Source organism: Plantibacter sp. MMLR14_011 (genome assembly GCF_001865025.1).
GTDB lineage: Bacteria > Actinomycetota > Actinomycetes > Actinomycetales > Microbacteriaceae > Plantibacter > Plantibacter flavus_A.
In genome coordinates this window covers 12,695-27,991 of the sequence record NZ_MJGW01000028.1, presented here as the reverse complement: position 1 = coordinate 27,991, position 15,297 = coordinate 12,695, and the positions used below count along the sequence as shown (strand labels likewise).

Genomic DNA, 15,297 nt, shown 5'->3' with positions numbered 1-15,297 from the left:
CGTTGGGGCGATGTCGCGTCAGCGCACCGCGCTGGCCTCAACGAAGAGACGGGTCGGGGTGCACCTCAGGCCGGGGACCCGGTCGACTCGCCCTCGATGAGCTCGCCGTCCACGAAGTGGACCCCCGGGACGTAGGTGCCACCGGCGATCGCATCGGCGAGATAGCCGGCCGCAGCACGGCCGACGTCGTGGAGGAGCGGGTCGATCGTCGTGAGGGTCCGGTCCCGTTGACCCATGAGGCCGGCGAGGTTGTCCATCCCGACCACGGCGATGTCCTCGGGCACCCGGCGACCGGCCTCCCGGAAGACCTCGATGGCGGCGAGTGCGATGGTGTCGTTCGCGCAGAACACCGCGTCGACGTCGTGTCCGGCCTCGATGAGTCGCTGTGCCGCCTGACGCCCCCAGGCCCGGGACCAGTCGCCGTGGAGCCCCGTCCCGCCGACCAGCTCGACCCCGGCCTCGTCCAGCGCGCGGTGCAGTCCCTCCGCCCGGTCGTGGGCGGAGCGGTCGTCGAGCGAGGCACCGATGTGCGCGATGCGACGGCGACCGAGGCCCAGCAGATGTCGTCCCGCGAGCTCGCCGGCCAGGCGGCCGTTGTGCAGGAACGAGGCATCCCCGGGATCGTCCGAGGCACCGTAGGCGTAGACGACGGGCACCGCGAACCCGTCGGTGACCGAACGCATCTCGGTCCCGCTGCCGTCGCCGATGACGAGGAGGCCGTCGACGTTGCGGGCGCGCAGCTTCCGGACGGTCGCGGCCATGAGGGAACGGTCGAGACGGGAGTCGGACACGAGGACCGAGAGGTCGCGGGCGCCGAGGGTCGTCGTCGCGGCGGTGAGGACCGGCATCGTGAACGCGCCGGGGGCGTTGAGCGTCAGCACACCGATCGTCGCGCTGCGTCCCTGCGCGAGGAACTGGCCGAGGGCGTTCGGCTGGTAGTCCAGTCGCGCCGCGGCCTCGAGGATGCGCTCGCGCGTGGCGTCCGAGGCCTTGCCCTGACCGCGCAACACCTTCGATGCGGTCGAGACGGAGACCCCGGCGATGGCGGCCACATCCTGCAGGGAAATCGCTTTTCTAGACATCGCGGATCGATTGTACCGGGCGGCGATCCCGAGGCTCATCCGAGGCGGTCGACGTCGAGCTCGAACCGGGTCGAGCGCTCCTCGCCGACCGCGAGGCGCACCGAACCGACGCCGTCGGCCGGATCGCCGTACGGGTCGGATGCCGGCTCCAAACCGACGGCGTCACCGGCACCCCACCAGGGGAACCCGCGCTCGCCGCGACGCTCCTGCCAGACGAACACCCGGGGATGGACGGCGACGTCGAAACCGAGTCGCAGCCCGACGCCGCTGGAGCGTGACCGGAGTTCGACCGTCCCGGTCGTGACCGGCAGGTCCGCGAACGCGGAGCCCGGTGCCGACGCGAGACCGACCGCGCCGCCGTCGACGAGGAGCTCCGCGTCGTCGAACAGCTCGCCCGCGAAGGCGGGGTGTTCGACCCACATCAGGCGGGTCGCGTCCATCCCGACGTTGCGTAGCACGGTGTCGACCGTGACCCGGCCCTCGGTCACGGACACCGTCCTGACGACCCGGACGGGCACGGTGCGCAGCAGCACTTCGGCGAGCACCGTGTCACCGTCCTGCCGCAGCGACCAGGTCCGCCAGGCGGCCTCGCCGTGGAACGGCTGCTCGACGGGAGCCCGCGGATCGGGATCGCCCGCCGACGGCAGCAGCACGTGCCAGCCACCGGCGTAATCACGGTGCCAGAGGGCGCTCGAGGAGGACATGCCCCACTCGGATCCTCCGGCGTCTGCCCATGGCGTCCGGTACAGCAGCTCCAGACCGGGCTCCTCGAGCAGGATCGAGTCGATCCGCGCGCCGAGGGCGACGACACGGACCCGGAGGCCGTGGGCTCGGATCGTCACGGACGCGGGCTCGGTGGGGGACGTCACGCCGCGGCCGTCCCGTGCTCGACGCGGATCACGAACAACGCGTCGCCCGGGAACTCGGGCTGCTCGAGGCGGATCCGCCCGGTGCCGTCCTCGCCAGCGACCGCGGTCCATTCCGCGGCGTCCTGCCGGCGCTCGTCGAGGTCGTAGACGGTGACCGACGCCACCGAAGCGGGATCGAGTCGACACGTCAGCGCGAACGCCGACGGCGCGTACACGGCGACGAGGTGCTCGTCCACCCGACCAGCCACGGCGCCCGAGGGTTCGGACTCGAGGAGCGCGCGGTCCTCGCGGAGTTCTGACAGCCCCTCGGCCTCGACGACCCGTCGGAGGAAGCCGACGTCGTCCGCTCCCGGGAAGCCGAGTGCGACGGCGGCGGGGAACGGGACGCCGTGGACCGCCTCGGCTGTGAACGCGCTCCCGCGACGATGCCATGACCACACGCCGTGCGCGCCGTAGCCGAGTCCGGCCGCAGCACCTGCCACGACGCCCGTCCAGCTCGCCCGCCGGACGTCCGCGCGCGAGTGCCTCGCGCGGCCGGCGAATCGACCGAGCCCTTCGTAGCAGGGTTCCAGATCGATGATCGGCCGCGTGACCGCGAGCCCGTCCACGTATCGGGTGAGGGTCTGCGGCAGCGTGTCCCAGTCCTCGTTGTGCCCGGACTGCAGGCCGTGCAGGTCGAGCAGCGGACCGTTCGCGAGGTCTTCCGGCATGCGCGCAGTCGGGGTGCTGTGCCAGGTGACGAGCGCCTCCGGCGCCAGTCGGCGCACCTCGGACGCGGCGAGGCTGTAGCGGGCGATGGCCTCATCGGCATCGAGGTCGTCGTCGCCCGACACGATCCAGATCGGTTCGAACCGTGCGAACCGCTCGACCGAATCGCGCACGTGGTCGAGTGTCTGCTGTTCGTCGAGCACCAGCTGGGGCGTGAGGCCCGCTCCCCAGGTCGCCGGGACGAAGTTGTTCCACAACAGGACCAGCATCGGCGTGAAGCCGTGCTCGACCGCCTGCTCGAGGAACCGGACCGCGCGCGGCCAGTAGCCGGGATCGCCCGCGGACAGGTCCAGACGCCCGTCGACGACGGCGTAGGGCGAACGGCCACCCTCGGACCGGTCGTGCTCGATCGGCAACACGCTGATGAGCAGGGCGGTGAAGCCCTGCCGACGCCGCAGGACGAGGTAGTCGGACCACTCCTCGTCCGTCGGACCGCTGAACGCGGCCCAGACGGTGTCTGCGAGGAGGAACGACGGCAGGCCGTCGCGCAGCAGGGCGCGACGGGAGGGGGAGACGGACCAACGGGGCATGGGGTGCGCTTTCGGAGGGTGACGGGCAGGCGGAGGAGGACGGGGCGTGGGCGGTCAGGGGGCGATGAGCCCGCCGTCCGGGGCGCGCACACCGGCCGCCCAGGCGTCGTGGCCGGAGACGCCCGCGGGATACCTGGCGGCTTCGCGCTCGTCCAGGTCCACGCCCCAGCCAGGTGCGTCGCTCGGGGTGAGCCAGCCGTCGACAATGTCGAGCATGCCCGGGAACACCTCGTGACAGGCCTCGGAATACCGGTGGCCCTCCTGGACGCCGAAGGCGGGGCTCGAGACGTCGAGGGCTACTGCGGCCGCCACGGCGAACGGCGACGCATCACCGGGGGAGTGCCAGGCGGTCCGGATGCCCTCGACGTCCGCGAGCGTGGCCAGTCGCCGACCGGCGCTGAGGCCGCCGATGTCAGAGAGGTGACAGCGGATGAAGTCGACGGCGTGGGTGCGTACGAGGCGAGCCGCGTCGGTGAACGACGTCGCCAGCTCGCCGACCGCGAGCGGCACGGGCGATGCGGCGGCCACCTCAGGCAGTCGGTCCCAGTGCTCCGGCGCCAGGACGTCCTCCAGGAAGAACGGGCGGTACGGTTCCAGCGCACGGGTGAGGGCGATCGCCTGGCGCGGCGTCAGCCGGGAGTGCACGTCGTGCAGGAGTTCGACCTCGTCGCCCAGGAGCTCCCGCATGCGCTGGAAGAGACGCGGGGTCCGCCGGAGGTACTCCTCCACGCGCCACCCCTGCGGTTGCTTCGCCCAGGTGTAGGGGTCGGCGGCCGGCGGTGCTCCGTAGTGGCCGATCCCGGCCTGGCCCGTCTGCACCCGGATGTGCCGGAGGCCCTCGTCCCGCAGCTGCTCGGCGTGGGCCGCCGTGGCCTCGGGGTCGGCACCCTCGGCATGCAGGTACACATCGGCCGCAGCCCGGACCCTGCCACCGAGGAGCTCGTACACGGGCGTCCCGGCCCGCTTGCCGGCGATGTCCCACAGGGCCATGTCGATCCCCGAGAGTGCGTTGTTGCCGACGGGCCCTTCGCGCCAGTACGCGGAGAAGCGGATCAACCGCCCGAGGTCCTCGATGTCTCCGGGGTACCGCCCGACGAGGAGCGGCCGGAGGTGGTCGAGGTAGGCGACGACGGCGCGCCAGCGCTGGGTGAAGGTCGCACAGCCGAGACCGTACAGCCCGTCGTCGCTCGTGAGCACCTTCACCACGACGAGCGGGATGCCCTCGGGAGCGGTGACCACCGCGCGGACGTCGGTGATGCGCACGTCGTCCCGCGGGATCCACGGCTGGGCGAAGGTGGTCGGGGCGGCATCGGTCATCGGAGGTTCCTCACCGGGGTCTCGGGGTCGGGCTGCGCGACGGCGGTCCCGTCGTGCAGGGATTCGGTCGGGTGGAAGCCGAGGGCCCGCTCCGCGGTCGTCGTGTCGATCAGGGCTGCGGTGTCGGACACCGGCCGGATGATCGGGACACCGGGCGTGTAGCGATCGGCCAGCAGATGCGTCATGCCGCCGAGCAGCGTGTCCGCGGCGCTCAGGCCGGCGACCAGCACGCCCTCGGTCGACACCTCGAGGCCGCGCAGCACCGCGCGGGTGGCGTCACCCATCGTGAGGTAGGCCCAGCCCTCGCGCGCCATGGCCGCGGGGTCGCGCGCGACCTCCTCGGCGACGTCGCGCAGGACGGACGGCCATTTCACGAGCGGGAAGCGCAGGGCGACCACGTCGATGCCGTGGCGGCGGTGGGCGTAGGCGGCGGTCTGCTCGTCGACCGACTTGGAGAGCGAGTACGCGTCGGCGATGTCCGCGGGGGTGTGCTCGTCCAGCGGGAAGGACGGCGGCCACGTCCCGTGCGGGTTGTTGGGGTACCCGAGCGCGTTGATGCTGCTGGCGATGACCGCTCGCCGCACGCCGCGTCGACCGGCCTGTTCGAGCACGTTGAACGTGGAGTCGGTGTTCACCCGGAACACCTCGTACGGCGTCCCGAGCGAGGGGTGCGGGATGGCGGCGAAGTGGGCGACCGCGTCGACGCCGTCCAGTGCGGCGGCGACGTCGGCCACCGAGGTCGTGTCGCCGACGAACAGCCGGTCGGCGGGGTGTTCCGCGCCGAAGGCGAGCGACAGCGCGGAGACCTCGTAGCCTGCGCGGACCAGCGCGTGGCTGACGGCGCGGCCGATCTCGCCGTCGGCGCCGGTGACCAGGACGCGAGTCATCCCTTCACCCCGCCGGCCATGCTCGCACCGCGGAGGAACTGTCGCTGGAAGACCAGGAACAGCGCCACCGGGATGATGAGCGACAGGAACAGTGCCGCCATCTGGACGCTGAGTTCCGTCTGGGCCGCGAGTCGCGGCAGTGCCACCGACACCGGTTGGAGGTCGGGGTCCGGCAGCACGAGGAGCGGCCACAGGTAGTCCTTCCACGAGGCGACCACGGCGAGCAGTCCGACGACGCCCAGGATCGGACGGGACAGCGGCAGCACGATGCTCCACAGGATCCGCAGCGCGCCGGCTCCGTCGATCCGAGCCGCGTCGTAGAGGTCCGCGGGGATCGATTCGAGGAAGCGGGCGATGATCAGGACGTTGAACGCCGTGGCCGCAGCCGGCAGCCAGACCGCCCACGGCGTGTTCAGCAGGGAGATGCCGACGACCGGCAGCTCGCGGACCGTGAGGTACAGCGGAACGAGCGCGACGATGCCCGGGACGAACAGCGTGGCGAGGATGGCTGCCGAGAACAAGCGGCCCCATCGGGGCCGGAGCACCGTGATGACGAAGGCGGCGCTGGTGGAGACCACGAGGGTCGCGACGGTCGCTCCGAGGGCGAGCACCGCGGTGTTCCAGAGGTAGTGGCCGATCCGCCCGCGTTCCCAGGCGATGCCGATGTTCTCCCACTGCACGACGCCGCTGCTGAAGAACGCGAACGGCTCTCGGATGAGGTCCTGGGTCGGCGACACGGCGGCGAGGGCGAGCCACACGAGTGGACCGAGTCCCGCGACGACGAGGCCGAGGAGGACGACGACCTGTCCCAGGAGCAGTGAGACGCGGACGACGGGTCGACGGCGGTCGGTGTCGGAGATGTTCGACCGTCCGACGGCGTCGCGCTCGGGTCGGTCGGCGCGCTTGGCGCTGCGGGCTAGTGCGGGCGCACTCATGAGGCACTCCAACGGCGGGTGAGACGGGCGTAGACGAGGGCGAAGACCGCGAGGACTGCTGCGAGCAGGACGCTCAGGGCGGTCGCTGCGCCGTAGTCCACGCGCACGAAGGCGTAGTCGTAGATGGTCATCAGCAGGGTCCTGGTGGCACCGAGTGGTCCGCCGCCGGTGAAGAGGAAGGGCTCGGTGAAGATCTGCATCGTGCCGATCACCTGGAGGAGCAGCATCGTGCCGATGATGCCGCGCATCTGCGGCAGGGCGACGTGCCAGACGCGACGCCAGATGCCCGCGCCGTCGAGTTCGGCCGCCTCGTACAGTTCGGCCGGGATGCTCGAGAGGGCGGCGATGTAGATGATGACGGCGGTCCCGGCGCCGGCCCAGGTGGTCTCCAGGACGATCGACGGCATCGCGAGGGTCGGAGCGGTGAGCCACGGTACCGGCCCGATGCCGACGACGCCGAGGACCGCGTTGAAGACGCCGTCCTCGCTCGGTTCGTAGAAGAACTTCCAGAGCAGGATGGCGACGACCGGCGGCACCATGACGGGGAGGTAGGCCAGGGCGCTGAAGTACCAACGGTGGCCGCGCAACTCGGAGATGAACACGGCCAGGGCCAGCGGGACCGGGAAGCCGAAGAGGATCGCGAGACCGGTGTAGAGGAGTGTGTTGAGGGTCGCCTGCGGCAGGTTCGGATCGCTCAGCACGTAGCTGAAGTTCTCCATCCCGACCCAGGTGGACGTCTGCCCGGGCGTGATGTCCTGGACGCTCATCACGAGCGAGGAGAGGATCGGACCCCACGAGAAGTACAGGTAGACGAGGATCGCCGGCAGCGCGATGCCGAGGGCGACGAGACCTGGACGGGCGCGTCGCCATCGTCGTGTCGCCGCGGGCGTGCGCGCGGCCGATGACGGACCCGGCTGCGGTCGCTTGATGGTCTGGAACATGGGGTCCTCCTGGGACCGGGGTGGGCGCGTGGCCCACCCCGGAGGGTGGTCAGCGCGTCAGTCGGCCCTGGACGTCGGTGCTCGCCTGCGAGAGCAGGCTGTCGATGTCTGCGTTCCGGTCCGTCAGCACGGTCTGGATGACGGTGTCGAGCGCGCCGTAGACCTCTTGCGCGTTGTTGACGGGCTCAGCGACGACCGGGATTTCCGCCGAGGCGTCGAGGTAGGGCGTGAAGTTCGCCGACGGCACGTTGATGTAGTCGGCGATCCAGTCGAAGTAGGTGTCGTACGCGTCCTCGTTCACCACCGCGAGGCCGGGGAGGCCGGTGACGGACCCTGCCTCGTTCGAGGCTTTGGCGTCGGCGACGGCGGTGTCCTGGTCGAAGTAGCGCTGCAGGTAGAGGAAGCTGATCCACTTCACCGCGGCGGTACGCTCGGCGTCGGTCGCGTTCGGGTTGACGATCTGGACACTGCCGCCGGAGAGGGTGCCGTTCGACCCGCCGTCCTGCGGCATCCCACCGAGGCCGAAGTCCTCGGCCGGGAGCTTGAGGTTCTGCACGACGCCGTAGTAGCGGTCGCTGGCACCGATCATCATGCCGATCTTGCCCGCGGCGAAGTCCTGGCCCTGCGAGTCGGCGTCGTACAGAGTGTTCGCGGGCAGGGTGCCGTCCTCGAACTGCATGGTCTGCAGGAGGGCGAGCGCATCGGCCGAGGGCGTGTCGTCGAAGGTGGCCTTCGTGCCGTCTGCGTTCTCGATGGTCCCGCCGAAGGAGTACGTCATCCCGGTGAACTGCCACCCGCCCGTGTTGGCGGTGGTGAGGACCGAGAACCCGGCGGCGCCGGTCTTCGCGGTGATCTGCTGCGCGGCCGTGCGGACCTCGTCCCAGGTGGTCGGCGGTGCGTCGGGGTCGAGTCCGGCCGCGGTGAACAGGGCGCGGTTGTACACGAGGCCGAAGGAGTAGGCGTTCGTGGGGACGCCGTAGGCCTTGCCGTCGGCATCGGAGGCGAGTTTCAGGATCGCCGGGTTCAGCGAGTCGAGCAGGCCCTCGGACTTCAGGGTGTCGGTGAGGTCGGCAGCCTGGCCGCGCTTGATGAGCCCCTGGGGTTCGGTGAGGGGGACACTCAGGACGTCCGGGAGGCTGCCGCCGGCCGCGAGGGCCTGGAAGGTCGTCGGGTCGTAAGCGGTCTCGACCGCCTTCACGTCGATGTCGGGGTTGGCCTCCTCGAACGCCGAGACGCGTTCGTCGAAGTACTTGCGATCCTCGGGGCGGTCCGCCGACGGGCGGTCGCCGACCTCGATGGTGGTCTTGCCGTCGGCCGATTCCGACGATTGCGGCGAACAGCCCGCCGCTGCGACGGCGATGCCGCCGATCACCAGCACAGCCGCTGCTGCGCGGATGCGTCCAGTCATGTGAACTCCTTCGTTCGATGCTCGGGTGAGAGGAAAAGCGATTGCTCTACGGATGTCTAGCAGGTTCGACGGTGGTTCGTCAAAGCGGACTTCCACCACGATCTTGCTCAATCGCTGCTGCGAAGAGGTGCTTGACAGTGGGCCCGATGGTTCGGCAGGCTTCGTCAGAAAAACCGCTTTCCCCGTCGGACGGGGCACGCTCAACGAGGAGACAGTGATGACCGAACGAACACGACGCCCGTCGCAGCCGCGGCGGCTCGCGGCAGCAACGCTGGGGGTCCTCCTCGCGGTCGGCGCCCTGGCGCAACCGACCGCGGCGGTGGCGCAGGAGACGACGATCCCCGTCGAGGATCTCGTGGGCTGGTCGGGTGTCGCGTTCGACGGGACGTCGGTCGCGCCGAGTGCTCCGCGCATCGCCGCCGACGGCCACACGGGTGCGGGCGCCGTCGAGGTCCTCCTGGACACCGGAGCGCGCACGGTGGACGGCTGGGAGATGGCCGTCCGTTCGCTGGACGACGCTCCGCTGGACGCGGTGTCGTTCTGGGTCCGCGCGGAGAACGTGACCACCGTCGGTGTCCAGCTCGTGGACGCGACCGGGCAGACGCACCAGAGCTTCCTCCCGGTCCCCGCGTCCGACGGGTGGCAGGAGCTCACCCTGCAATCGCCCGTGACCGAGCCGAGTCACAGCGCCTGGGGCGGCGCTGGTGACGGGATCTGGCACGGCCCGGCGCGGCAGGTCGGCTTCGTCGTCAACGGGTGGGCTCGGGCGGACACAGCCCAGCCGACCGCCCGCCTGCTCGTCGACGACCTCACCGTCCGGGCCGCGGACGCCCCCTCCGGGTTCGCCCTGACGCCGGGGACGCTCGGCAACCTGTTCACCGAGGGCGATCCGCTCGCCTTCCCCTACACGACCGGTGCCGACACGGTGCGCTGGACCGTCACGGACGGGGACGGACGCGTGGTCGACGAAGGCGAGGAGGACGCCGACGGTGCGCTGGAACTCACCGCACCCGGTCGCGGATGGTTCTCGCTGTCCGTCGAAGGCCTCGCCGCCGGCGAGTCGGTGGGTTCCGGCACCACGACGTTCGCGGTCCTCGCCGAGACCGACGTCGCCGCCACGGCGACCGGGCGGTACGGTGCAGCCACCCACTACGGCCAGGGCTGGGACCCGGCCTCGATGGGCGCCCTCGCGGTCGGCGGTGTCGCGCAGTTCCGCGACGAGGTGTACTGGAGCGAGGTCGAGACGACCCCAGGTGTCTACGACTGGTCGCGCCCGCGAGCCGAGTTCCTCGATGCTGCACGCGATTCCGGCGTCAAACCGCTCCTCCTCGCCGGCTACGGCAACCCGCTCTACGACGGTGGCAACGGACCGGTGAGTGACGAAGCCGTGTCCGCGTACGCCGCGTACGCGGCGGCGATGGCCGACGAGTTCGGCGACATGTCGACGGGCCTCGAGATCTGGAACGAGTGGGACCTCGGGCTCGGTGGCAACACCAACGTCGCCCCGGAGCACTACGTCGACCTCCTCGCCGCGGCGTCCCCCGCCGTGAAGGCGGTCGCCCCCGAGCTGCCGGTCATCGGTCCCGCGGTCGCGAACCTCAACACCGACTGGCTCGAACAGACGTTCCGTCTCGGAGCGCTGCAATACCTGGACGGCATCGTCCTGCACCCCTACAGCTACCCGGTCGGGGCCGAGGCGCTCGACGAGACCCTCAGCCGTGTCGACGCGCTGGTCCGGCAGTACAACGGCGGCGAGTCCATCCCCCTGTGGGTGACCGAGCTCGGCTGGCCGACCGGCACGAACGCCCGAGCCGTCTCCGAGTCGTCGCAGGCGGCCGACATCGCCAAGTCGGCGGTCATCACGGCTATGCACGACGTGCAGCGGACCTTCATCTACGACCTCGTCAACGACGGTGTGGACGCGCAGGAGACCGAGGAGAACTTCGGCCTGCTGCACCACCCGCAGGACCCGCTGGGCGCGTTCACCCCGAAGCCGGCGTTCGTCTCCTACTCCACGGCGGCCGGGCTGCTACTGGACGCGACGGCCACGGGACGGGACACCTCCGTCGCCGATCTCTGGAACGTCTCCTTCGACACGCCCGACGGGCCACTGCATGCGCTCTGGTCGACCTCGGACCGGGCGGTCACCCTCGAGTTGCGCGGGGAGGTCGTGATCACGGACCTGTACGGCGCGTCGCGCACCGTCGCGGCCGGCGACGGCACGAGCATCCTGCTCGAACTGGGGGAGGGCCCGGTGTACGTCCAGGGCGAGGTGGCCGGTGTGACCGCTTCGGAGACCGCGCTGACGCTCGACCCCGCCTACCTGGGGCAGACGGTCACCGCGAGGTGGACCATGGACAACCGGGCGGGTACCACCGACCGTACCGTCGTGCTCCGCTTCGACGACGGCCAGGAGGCGTCGCAGACGGTCGCCGCCGGGACCACCGGAAGCGTCGTCGTCGAGCTGCCACCGGCGAGCGCGCTCGGAGAGCTGCTCGTCGAGGCCACCCTCCTCGAGGACGACGTCGAGCTCGGGCGCCTCACAGCACGCACCACCGTCGGGGAACCCGTCACGCTCGTCGGCGATCAGGTCGCCCTGGCCGACGGCAGCGCACTCCGCCTGACCGTGGACAACGCCTCGGGCGAGCCGGTCACGATCGACCGACTGACCGTCGACCTCGGCGGTTCCACGCAGACGTTCCTCGACGGGGTGACGGTCGCGGCACACGAGTCGGCGACCGCCGATCTCCCGCTCGCCGGTCTCGCCGGTCGCACGGACTGGAGCGCCGTGGCGCTCGTGGGCGGGCGCGAACTGACAGCGTCGGGTGTCGTCGTGCCCCTCGACCTCGGAACCGCGGTCGACGCCGCGCATCGGACGATCGAGGTGGACGGCGTGCTCGACGACCTCGACGACCTCACGCCGATCGTCCCGGCGGCCACCGGACGTGCCGCTGACGACCAGTCCGCGCGGGCCTGGTACACCTGGGACGAGGACGACCTCTTCCTGTCGGTCGAGGTGACCGACGACGTCCACGACCAGCCGGCGGCCGGCGCGAACATCTGGCAGGGCGACTCGGTGCAGTTCACCGTCGCAGCGGGTGCCCCGGGATCGGCCACCGGATGGCATGAACTCGGGATGGCGCTGACCCCGGCCGGGCCCCAGCTGTACCGGTGGCTCGCGGTGGGCGAGGGTCCCGGAACGGTCGCGGGAGCGCGGGTCGCCGTCGAACGGGACGACGCCGCCGCGACGACCGTGTACGAGGTGGCGGTGCCCTGGGTGCGGCTCACCGGTGTCCGTCCGGACGCGGCACTGCTGAGCAGTGCCTTCATCGTGAACGAGGCCGACGGAGAGGGGCGCGACGGGTACCTCGCTTGGGGCGGTGGCATCGCGGCCGAGAAGGACTCCGCGCAGTTCCTGCCCGTGCGGCTCCTGCCGGCGGCCGGTACCGGTGGTGGCACGGATCCGGGCACCGAGCCCGGGACGGGCACGGGTACCGGCACCTCGGGTGGCTTGGACGGAGGAGCCGCGTCGACGGCCCAGTCCGGGACGCGCGGTCTCGCCGGCACCGGAGTCGACGGCACGGCGATACTCGCGATGCTCGGACTCGGGGCGCTCGCCGCCGGGGCGCTCGTCGTCGCGCGTGGCCGACGCGCGAGTGGCCACCGACCGTGACCGACGGCACGCCTCGCCGTCCCGTCGTCACCGGCCTGCGGGTCGGTCGACGGCGGGACGTCGCCGTCGCCGCGGTCCCCGATCCGTCTGTCTCGTGGACGGTGGAGGCCGAGCCCGGTTGGGTCGGCGCCCGCGCCGTCGTACGACTCGACGGTGTCGAGGAGCGCGAGCTCGGCCCCCACGGGGTGCTCGAGCGCTGGCCGTTCGCACCGCTGGCGCCCGGTTCGGAGCATCGGCTCGATGTCCGTGTCGACGGCGTCGACGGCACCGCGTCGGAGTGGAGTCCGCCGCTCCGCTTCGTCACCCGTTTCCTCGACGCGCCCTGGTCCGAGCCGTTCCTCGCCCACCCCGCCCCGACGCGGGAGGCCGGGCCGTTCGTCCTGCGGCGGGTCGTGACCGTCCCCGCCGACCTCGTGTCGGCGACGCTGTGGAGCACCTCGCACGGCGTCCACCAGGTCTCCATCAACGGCGTCGACGTCGACGACCATGTCCTCAAGCCCGGTTGGACGAGCTACCGGGATCGGCTCACGGTCACGGGAACCGAGGTCGGCGCGCTGCTCACCCCGGGGGCGGAGGACGTCGTGACCGTCCGGGTCGCCGGCGGCTGGTTCACCGAGCGCTACGGCTTCGGCGAGACCGCTCGCCGACACTACGGGGAGCAGCCGGCGGTCTCCCTCCGACTCGAGCTGCGATGCGCGGACGGCCGGATGGTCCGGGTGGGAGGTGACGGCGCGTGGCTCGTCGACCCTGCGCCCGCCCTCGTCCAGAGCGGGCTCTACGCCGGGGAGACCTGGGATCTCCGTCTGGAGGTCGACGGTCGGGGTGACGGGTCCGAGCCGTGGCTCGCCGCGGCGGTGCACCCGTTCCCCGCCGACGTCCAGGTGCAGGCCGCCGACGTCGAGCCGGTGCGCGTCGTCGACGAACGAGCTCCCGTGGCCGTGTGGCCGAACCCCGACGGCACGGGGACGATCATCGACTTCGGTCAGAACCTGGTCGGTCGGCTCCGGCTCCGCCTGGACGCACCGGCGGGGACCGAGGTGATCCTCCGGCACGCCGAACTGCTCCAGGACGGTGAGCTGTACACCCGGTCGTTGCGTGCCGCGTCGGCGACCGACCGGTTCGTCGCCGACGGCCGAGGCCCGCGCTGGGTCGAGCCGGAGTTCACCTTCCACGGCTTCCGCTATGCGGAGGTGCGTGGCGTGCCTGAGTCGGTCGGAGCCGACGACGTCCGCGCCGTCGTCCTGCAGTCCGCGCTGCGCCGCACCGGGTGGTTCTCGTCCTCCGACCCGACGCTCGACCGCCTCCACGAGAACGTCGTGTGGAGCGTCCGCGGCAACACGCTCGCGATCCCGACCGATTGCCCGCAGCGGGACGAGCGGCTCGGCTGGACGGGCGACGCGCAGGTCTTCTCGGCAGCCGCGGCGTCGCTGTTCGACGTCGACGCCTGCTTCGCGTCCTGGCTCGACGATCTCGCCCTGGAACAGCGTGCGGCCGGCGGGGTCGTCCCGACCGTCGTGCCGAACCCGCTCGGCTCGTTCAGCGAGGTCGCCGCAGCGGGCTGGGGTGACGCGGTGACCATGGTGCCGGACGTACTCCGCGACCGGTACGGCGATCTGGCGGTGGTGCGCCGCCACGCCGCATCCATGCTCGCCTGGGTCGAGGCGTGCGCCGAGCGCGCCGACCCCTCCGGGCTGTGGGAGCGGGGCTTCCAGTACGGCGACTGGCTGGACCCGACGGTGAGCCGTCCGGACAAGGCGCGTACGGATCCCGGCCTCGTCGCCACCGCGTTCCACGTCCATTCCGCGCGCCTCGCGGGAGCCGCGCTCGAGGAGGCCGGGGACCACCGTGGCGCGGAACGGGCGCGGGCACTCGCCGAGCAGACGAGCCGGGCCTTCCGCGACGCCTATCTCACCCCCGCCGGCCGGCTGATGTCCGACACCCCGACCGCCTACGCCCTCGTCCTGGCGTTCGACCTGGCCCCGGTAGGGCGCCGGACCGTCCTCGCCGAACGACTCGCCGCCCTGCTCCGTGCCGGCGGACACCACCTCGCCACCGGGTTCCTCGGGACGCCGTTCGTGCTCGACGCGCTCCTCGACCACGGCCAGGAACGGGCCGCCGAGCGCCTGCTGTTCCAGACCGCCTGCCCGTCGTGGCTGTATCCGGTGACCCAGGGCGCGACGACGGTGTGGGAACGGCCCGACGCCATCCGGCCGGACGGTTCGGTGCATCCCTCGGGGATGGTGTCCCTCAACCACTGCGCGTTCGGTGCCGTGGCCGACGTGCTGCACCGCCGTATCGGGGGCCTCGCGCCCGCCGCACCCGGGTACCGGCGGATCCTCGTGCGACCGTGGTTCCCGGAAGCCCTCCGGCACGCATCCGTCGTGCACGAGACCCCGTTCGGTCACGCGGAGGTCGCCTGGGAACGTGTGCCGGACGGCGTGACGGTGTGCGCGACGATCCCGACCGGGAGCAGCGCCGAGGTGCGCCTACCCGACCGGCCCGTGTTCGACATCGGCTCGGGGACGCATCGATGGACCGTCCTCCTCCCGCCCGCCGAACGGCCCGTCGCCCTGGGGGTCGACGACGACCTGGCGCGACTCATCGACCACCGTGGCGTGGGCGCGCTCGTCTCGGCGGTCCTGCGGGAGGCCGAACCGGCGCTCGCCGAGGAGTTCGACGCCTACATCCGCTGGGTGCCGGGACGGACGCTGCGTGCCGAGCTCGCGGCGGTCGCGGCGCCCCCGGAGGTGGTCGCGCGCATCGACGAGGGACTCTCCTCCCTCGCCGTGCCCCCGCGCTGAGTCCCCGTGCCTTCGGCCAGCGCGGTGCGCTGGCGTGGGCGCGGGTCGTACGCGTGAGCGCGGGTCTCCGGAGGGGCGCGCTCGCG

The 15,297-nt window shown here is 71.8% G+C and carries 10 protein-coding genes; 2 read left to right on the top strand and 8 right to left on the bottom strand.

The window, feature by feature from the left end; genetic code table 11:
* Positions 1 to 65: 65 nt before the first annotated feature.
* From BIU99_RS11315 to BIU99_RS11280, 8 genes are read right to left on the bottom strand one after another with little or no spacing between them, the layout of a single operon-like run.
* Positions 66 to 1,082, bottom strand: coding sequence for a LacI family DNA-binding transcriptional regulator (locus BIU99_RS11315; protein ID WP_064295998.1), 1,017 nt, complete (start codon positions 1,080 to 1,082; stop codon positions 66 to 68).
* Between the two features lie 35 nt (positions 1,083 to 1,117).
* The gene (locus tag BIU99_RS11310; RefSeq protein ID WP_071261281.1) at positions 1,118 to 1,951 is read right to left on the bottom strand and encodes a hypothetical protein; all 834 of its coding nucleotides are present in this window, start codon (positions 1,949 to 1,951) and stop codon (positions 1,118 to 1,120) included.
* Positions 1,948 to 3,249, bottom strand: coding sequence for a DUF4038 domain-containing protein (locus tag BIU99_RS11305; RefSeq protein ID WP_071261279.1), 1,302 nt, complete (start codon positions 3,247 to 3,249; stop codon positions 1,948 to 1,950). Before BIU99_RS11305 ends, BIU99_RS11310 begins: the two co-directional genes overlap by 4 nt.
* A gap of 54 nt (positions 3,250 to 3,303) precedes the next feature.
* A complete protein-coding gene (locus tag BIU99_RS11300; protein ID WP_071261277.1) occupies positions 3,304 to 4,566 on the bottom strand; it encodes an enolase C-terminal domain-like protein in 1,263 nt (420 codons plus the stop codon).
* Positions 4,563 to 5,453 carry an NAD(P)-dependent oxidoreductase gene (locus BIU99_RS11295; protein ID WP_071261276.1) on the bottom strand — a complete coding sequence of 297 codons (891 nt, stop codon included), beginning with the start codon at positions 5,451 to 5,453 and terminating at the stop codon, positions 4,563 to 4,565. Before BIU99_RS11295 ends, BIU99_RS11300 begins: the two co-directional genes overlap by 4 nt.
* Positions 5,450 to 6,388, bottom strand: coding sequence for a carbohydrate ABC transporter permease (locus BIU99_RS11290; protein WP_064295933.1), 939 nt, complete (start codon positions 6,386 to 6,388; stop codon positions 5,450 to 5,452). Before BIU99_RS11290 ends, BIU99_RS11295 begins: the two co-directional genes overlap by 4 nt.
* Positions 6,385 to 7,329 carry a carbohydrate ABC transporter permease gene (locus BIU99_RS11285; RefSeq protein ID WP_064295934.1) on the bottom strand — a complete coding sequence of 315 codons (945 nt, stop codon included), beginning with the start codon at positions 7,327 to 7,329 and terminating at the stop codon, positions 6,385 to 6,387. Before BIU99_RS11285 ends, BIU99_RS11290 begins: the two co-directional genes overlap by 4 nt.
* A 49-nt stretch (positions 7,330 to 7,378) precedes the next feature.
* Positions 7,379 to 8,737, bottom strand: coding sequence for an extracellular solute-binding protein (locus tag BIU99_RS11280; RefSeq protein WP_071261274.1), 1,359 nt, complete (start codon positions 8,735 to 8,737; stop codon positions 7,379 to 7,381).
* A gap of 217 nt (positions 8,738 to 8,954) precedes the next feature.
* On the opposite strand from BIU99_RS11280, the gene BIU99_RS11275 reads away from it, so the two are divergent.
* Positions 8,955 to 12,410 (top strand): sugar-binding protein, encoded by a 3,456-nt coding sequence (locus BIU99_RS11275; protein WP_071261272.1) that lies wholly within the window; start codon positions 8,955 to 8,957, stop codon positions 12,408 to 12,410.
* Positions 12,407 to 15,211, top strand: a complete 2,805-nt coding sequence (locus tag BIU99_RS11270; protein ID WP_139205414.1) for an alpha-L-rhamnosidase — start codon at positions 12,407 to 12,409, stop codon at positions 15,209 to 15,211. Before BIU99_RS11275 ends, BIU99_RS11270 begins: the two co-directional genes overlap by 4 nt.
* Positions 15,212 to 15,297: the final 86 nt, after the last annotated feature.

Bases quoted from the DNA above. Each gene is read 5' to 3' on its own strand.
- BIU99_RS11280 (WP_071261274.1), bottom strand. From the start codon at position 8,737: ATGACTGGACGCATCCGCGCAGCAGCGGCTGTGCTGGTGATCGGCGGC.
- BIU99_RS11285 (WP_064295934.1), bottom strand. From the start codon at position 7,329: ATGTTCCAGACCATCAAGCGACCGCAGCCGGGTCCGTCATCGGCCGCG.
- BIU99_RS11315 (WP_064295998.1), bottom strand. From the start codon at position 1,082: ATGTCTAGAAAAGCGATTTCCCTGCAGGATGTGGCCGCCATCGCCGGG.
- BIU99_RS11275 (WP_071261272.1), top strand. From the start codon at position 8,955: ATGACCGAACGAACACGACGCCCGTCGCAGCCGCGGCGGCTCGCGGCA.
- BIU99_RS11295 (WP_071261276.1), bottom strand. From the start codon at position 5,453: ATGACTCGCGTCCTGGTCACCGGCGCCGACGGCGAGATCGGCCGCGCC.
- BIU99_RS11300 (WP_071261277.1), bottom strand. From the start codon at position 4,566: ATGACCGATGCCGCCCCGACCACCTTCGCCCAGCCGTGGATCCCGCGG.
- BIU99_RS11305 (WP_071261279.1), bottom strand. From the start codon at position 3,249: ATGCCCCGTTGGTCCGTCTCCCCCTCCCGTCGCGCCCTGCTGCGCGAC.
- BIU99_RS11290 (WP_064295933.1), bottom strand. From the start codon at position 6,388: ATGAGTGCGCCCGCACTAGCCCGCAGCGCCAAGCGCGCCGACCGACCC.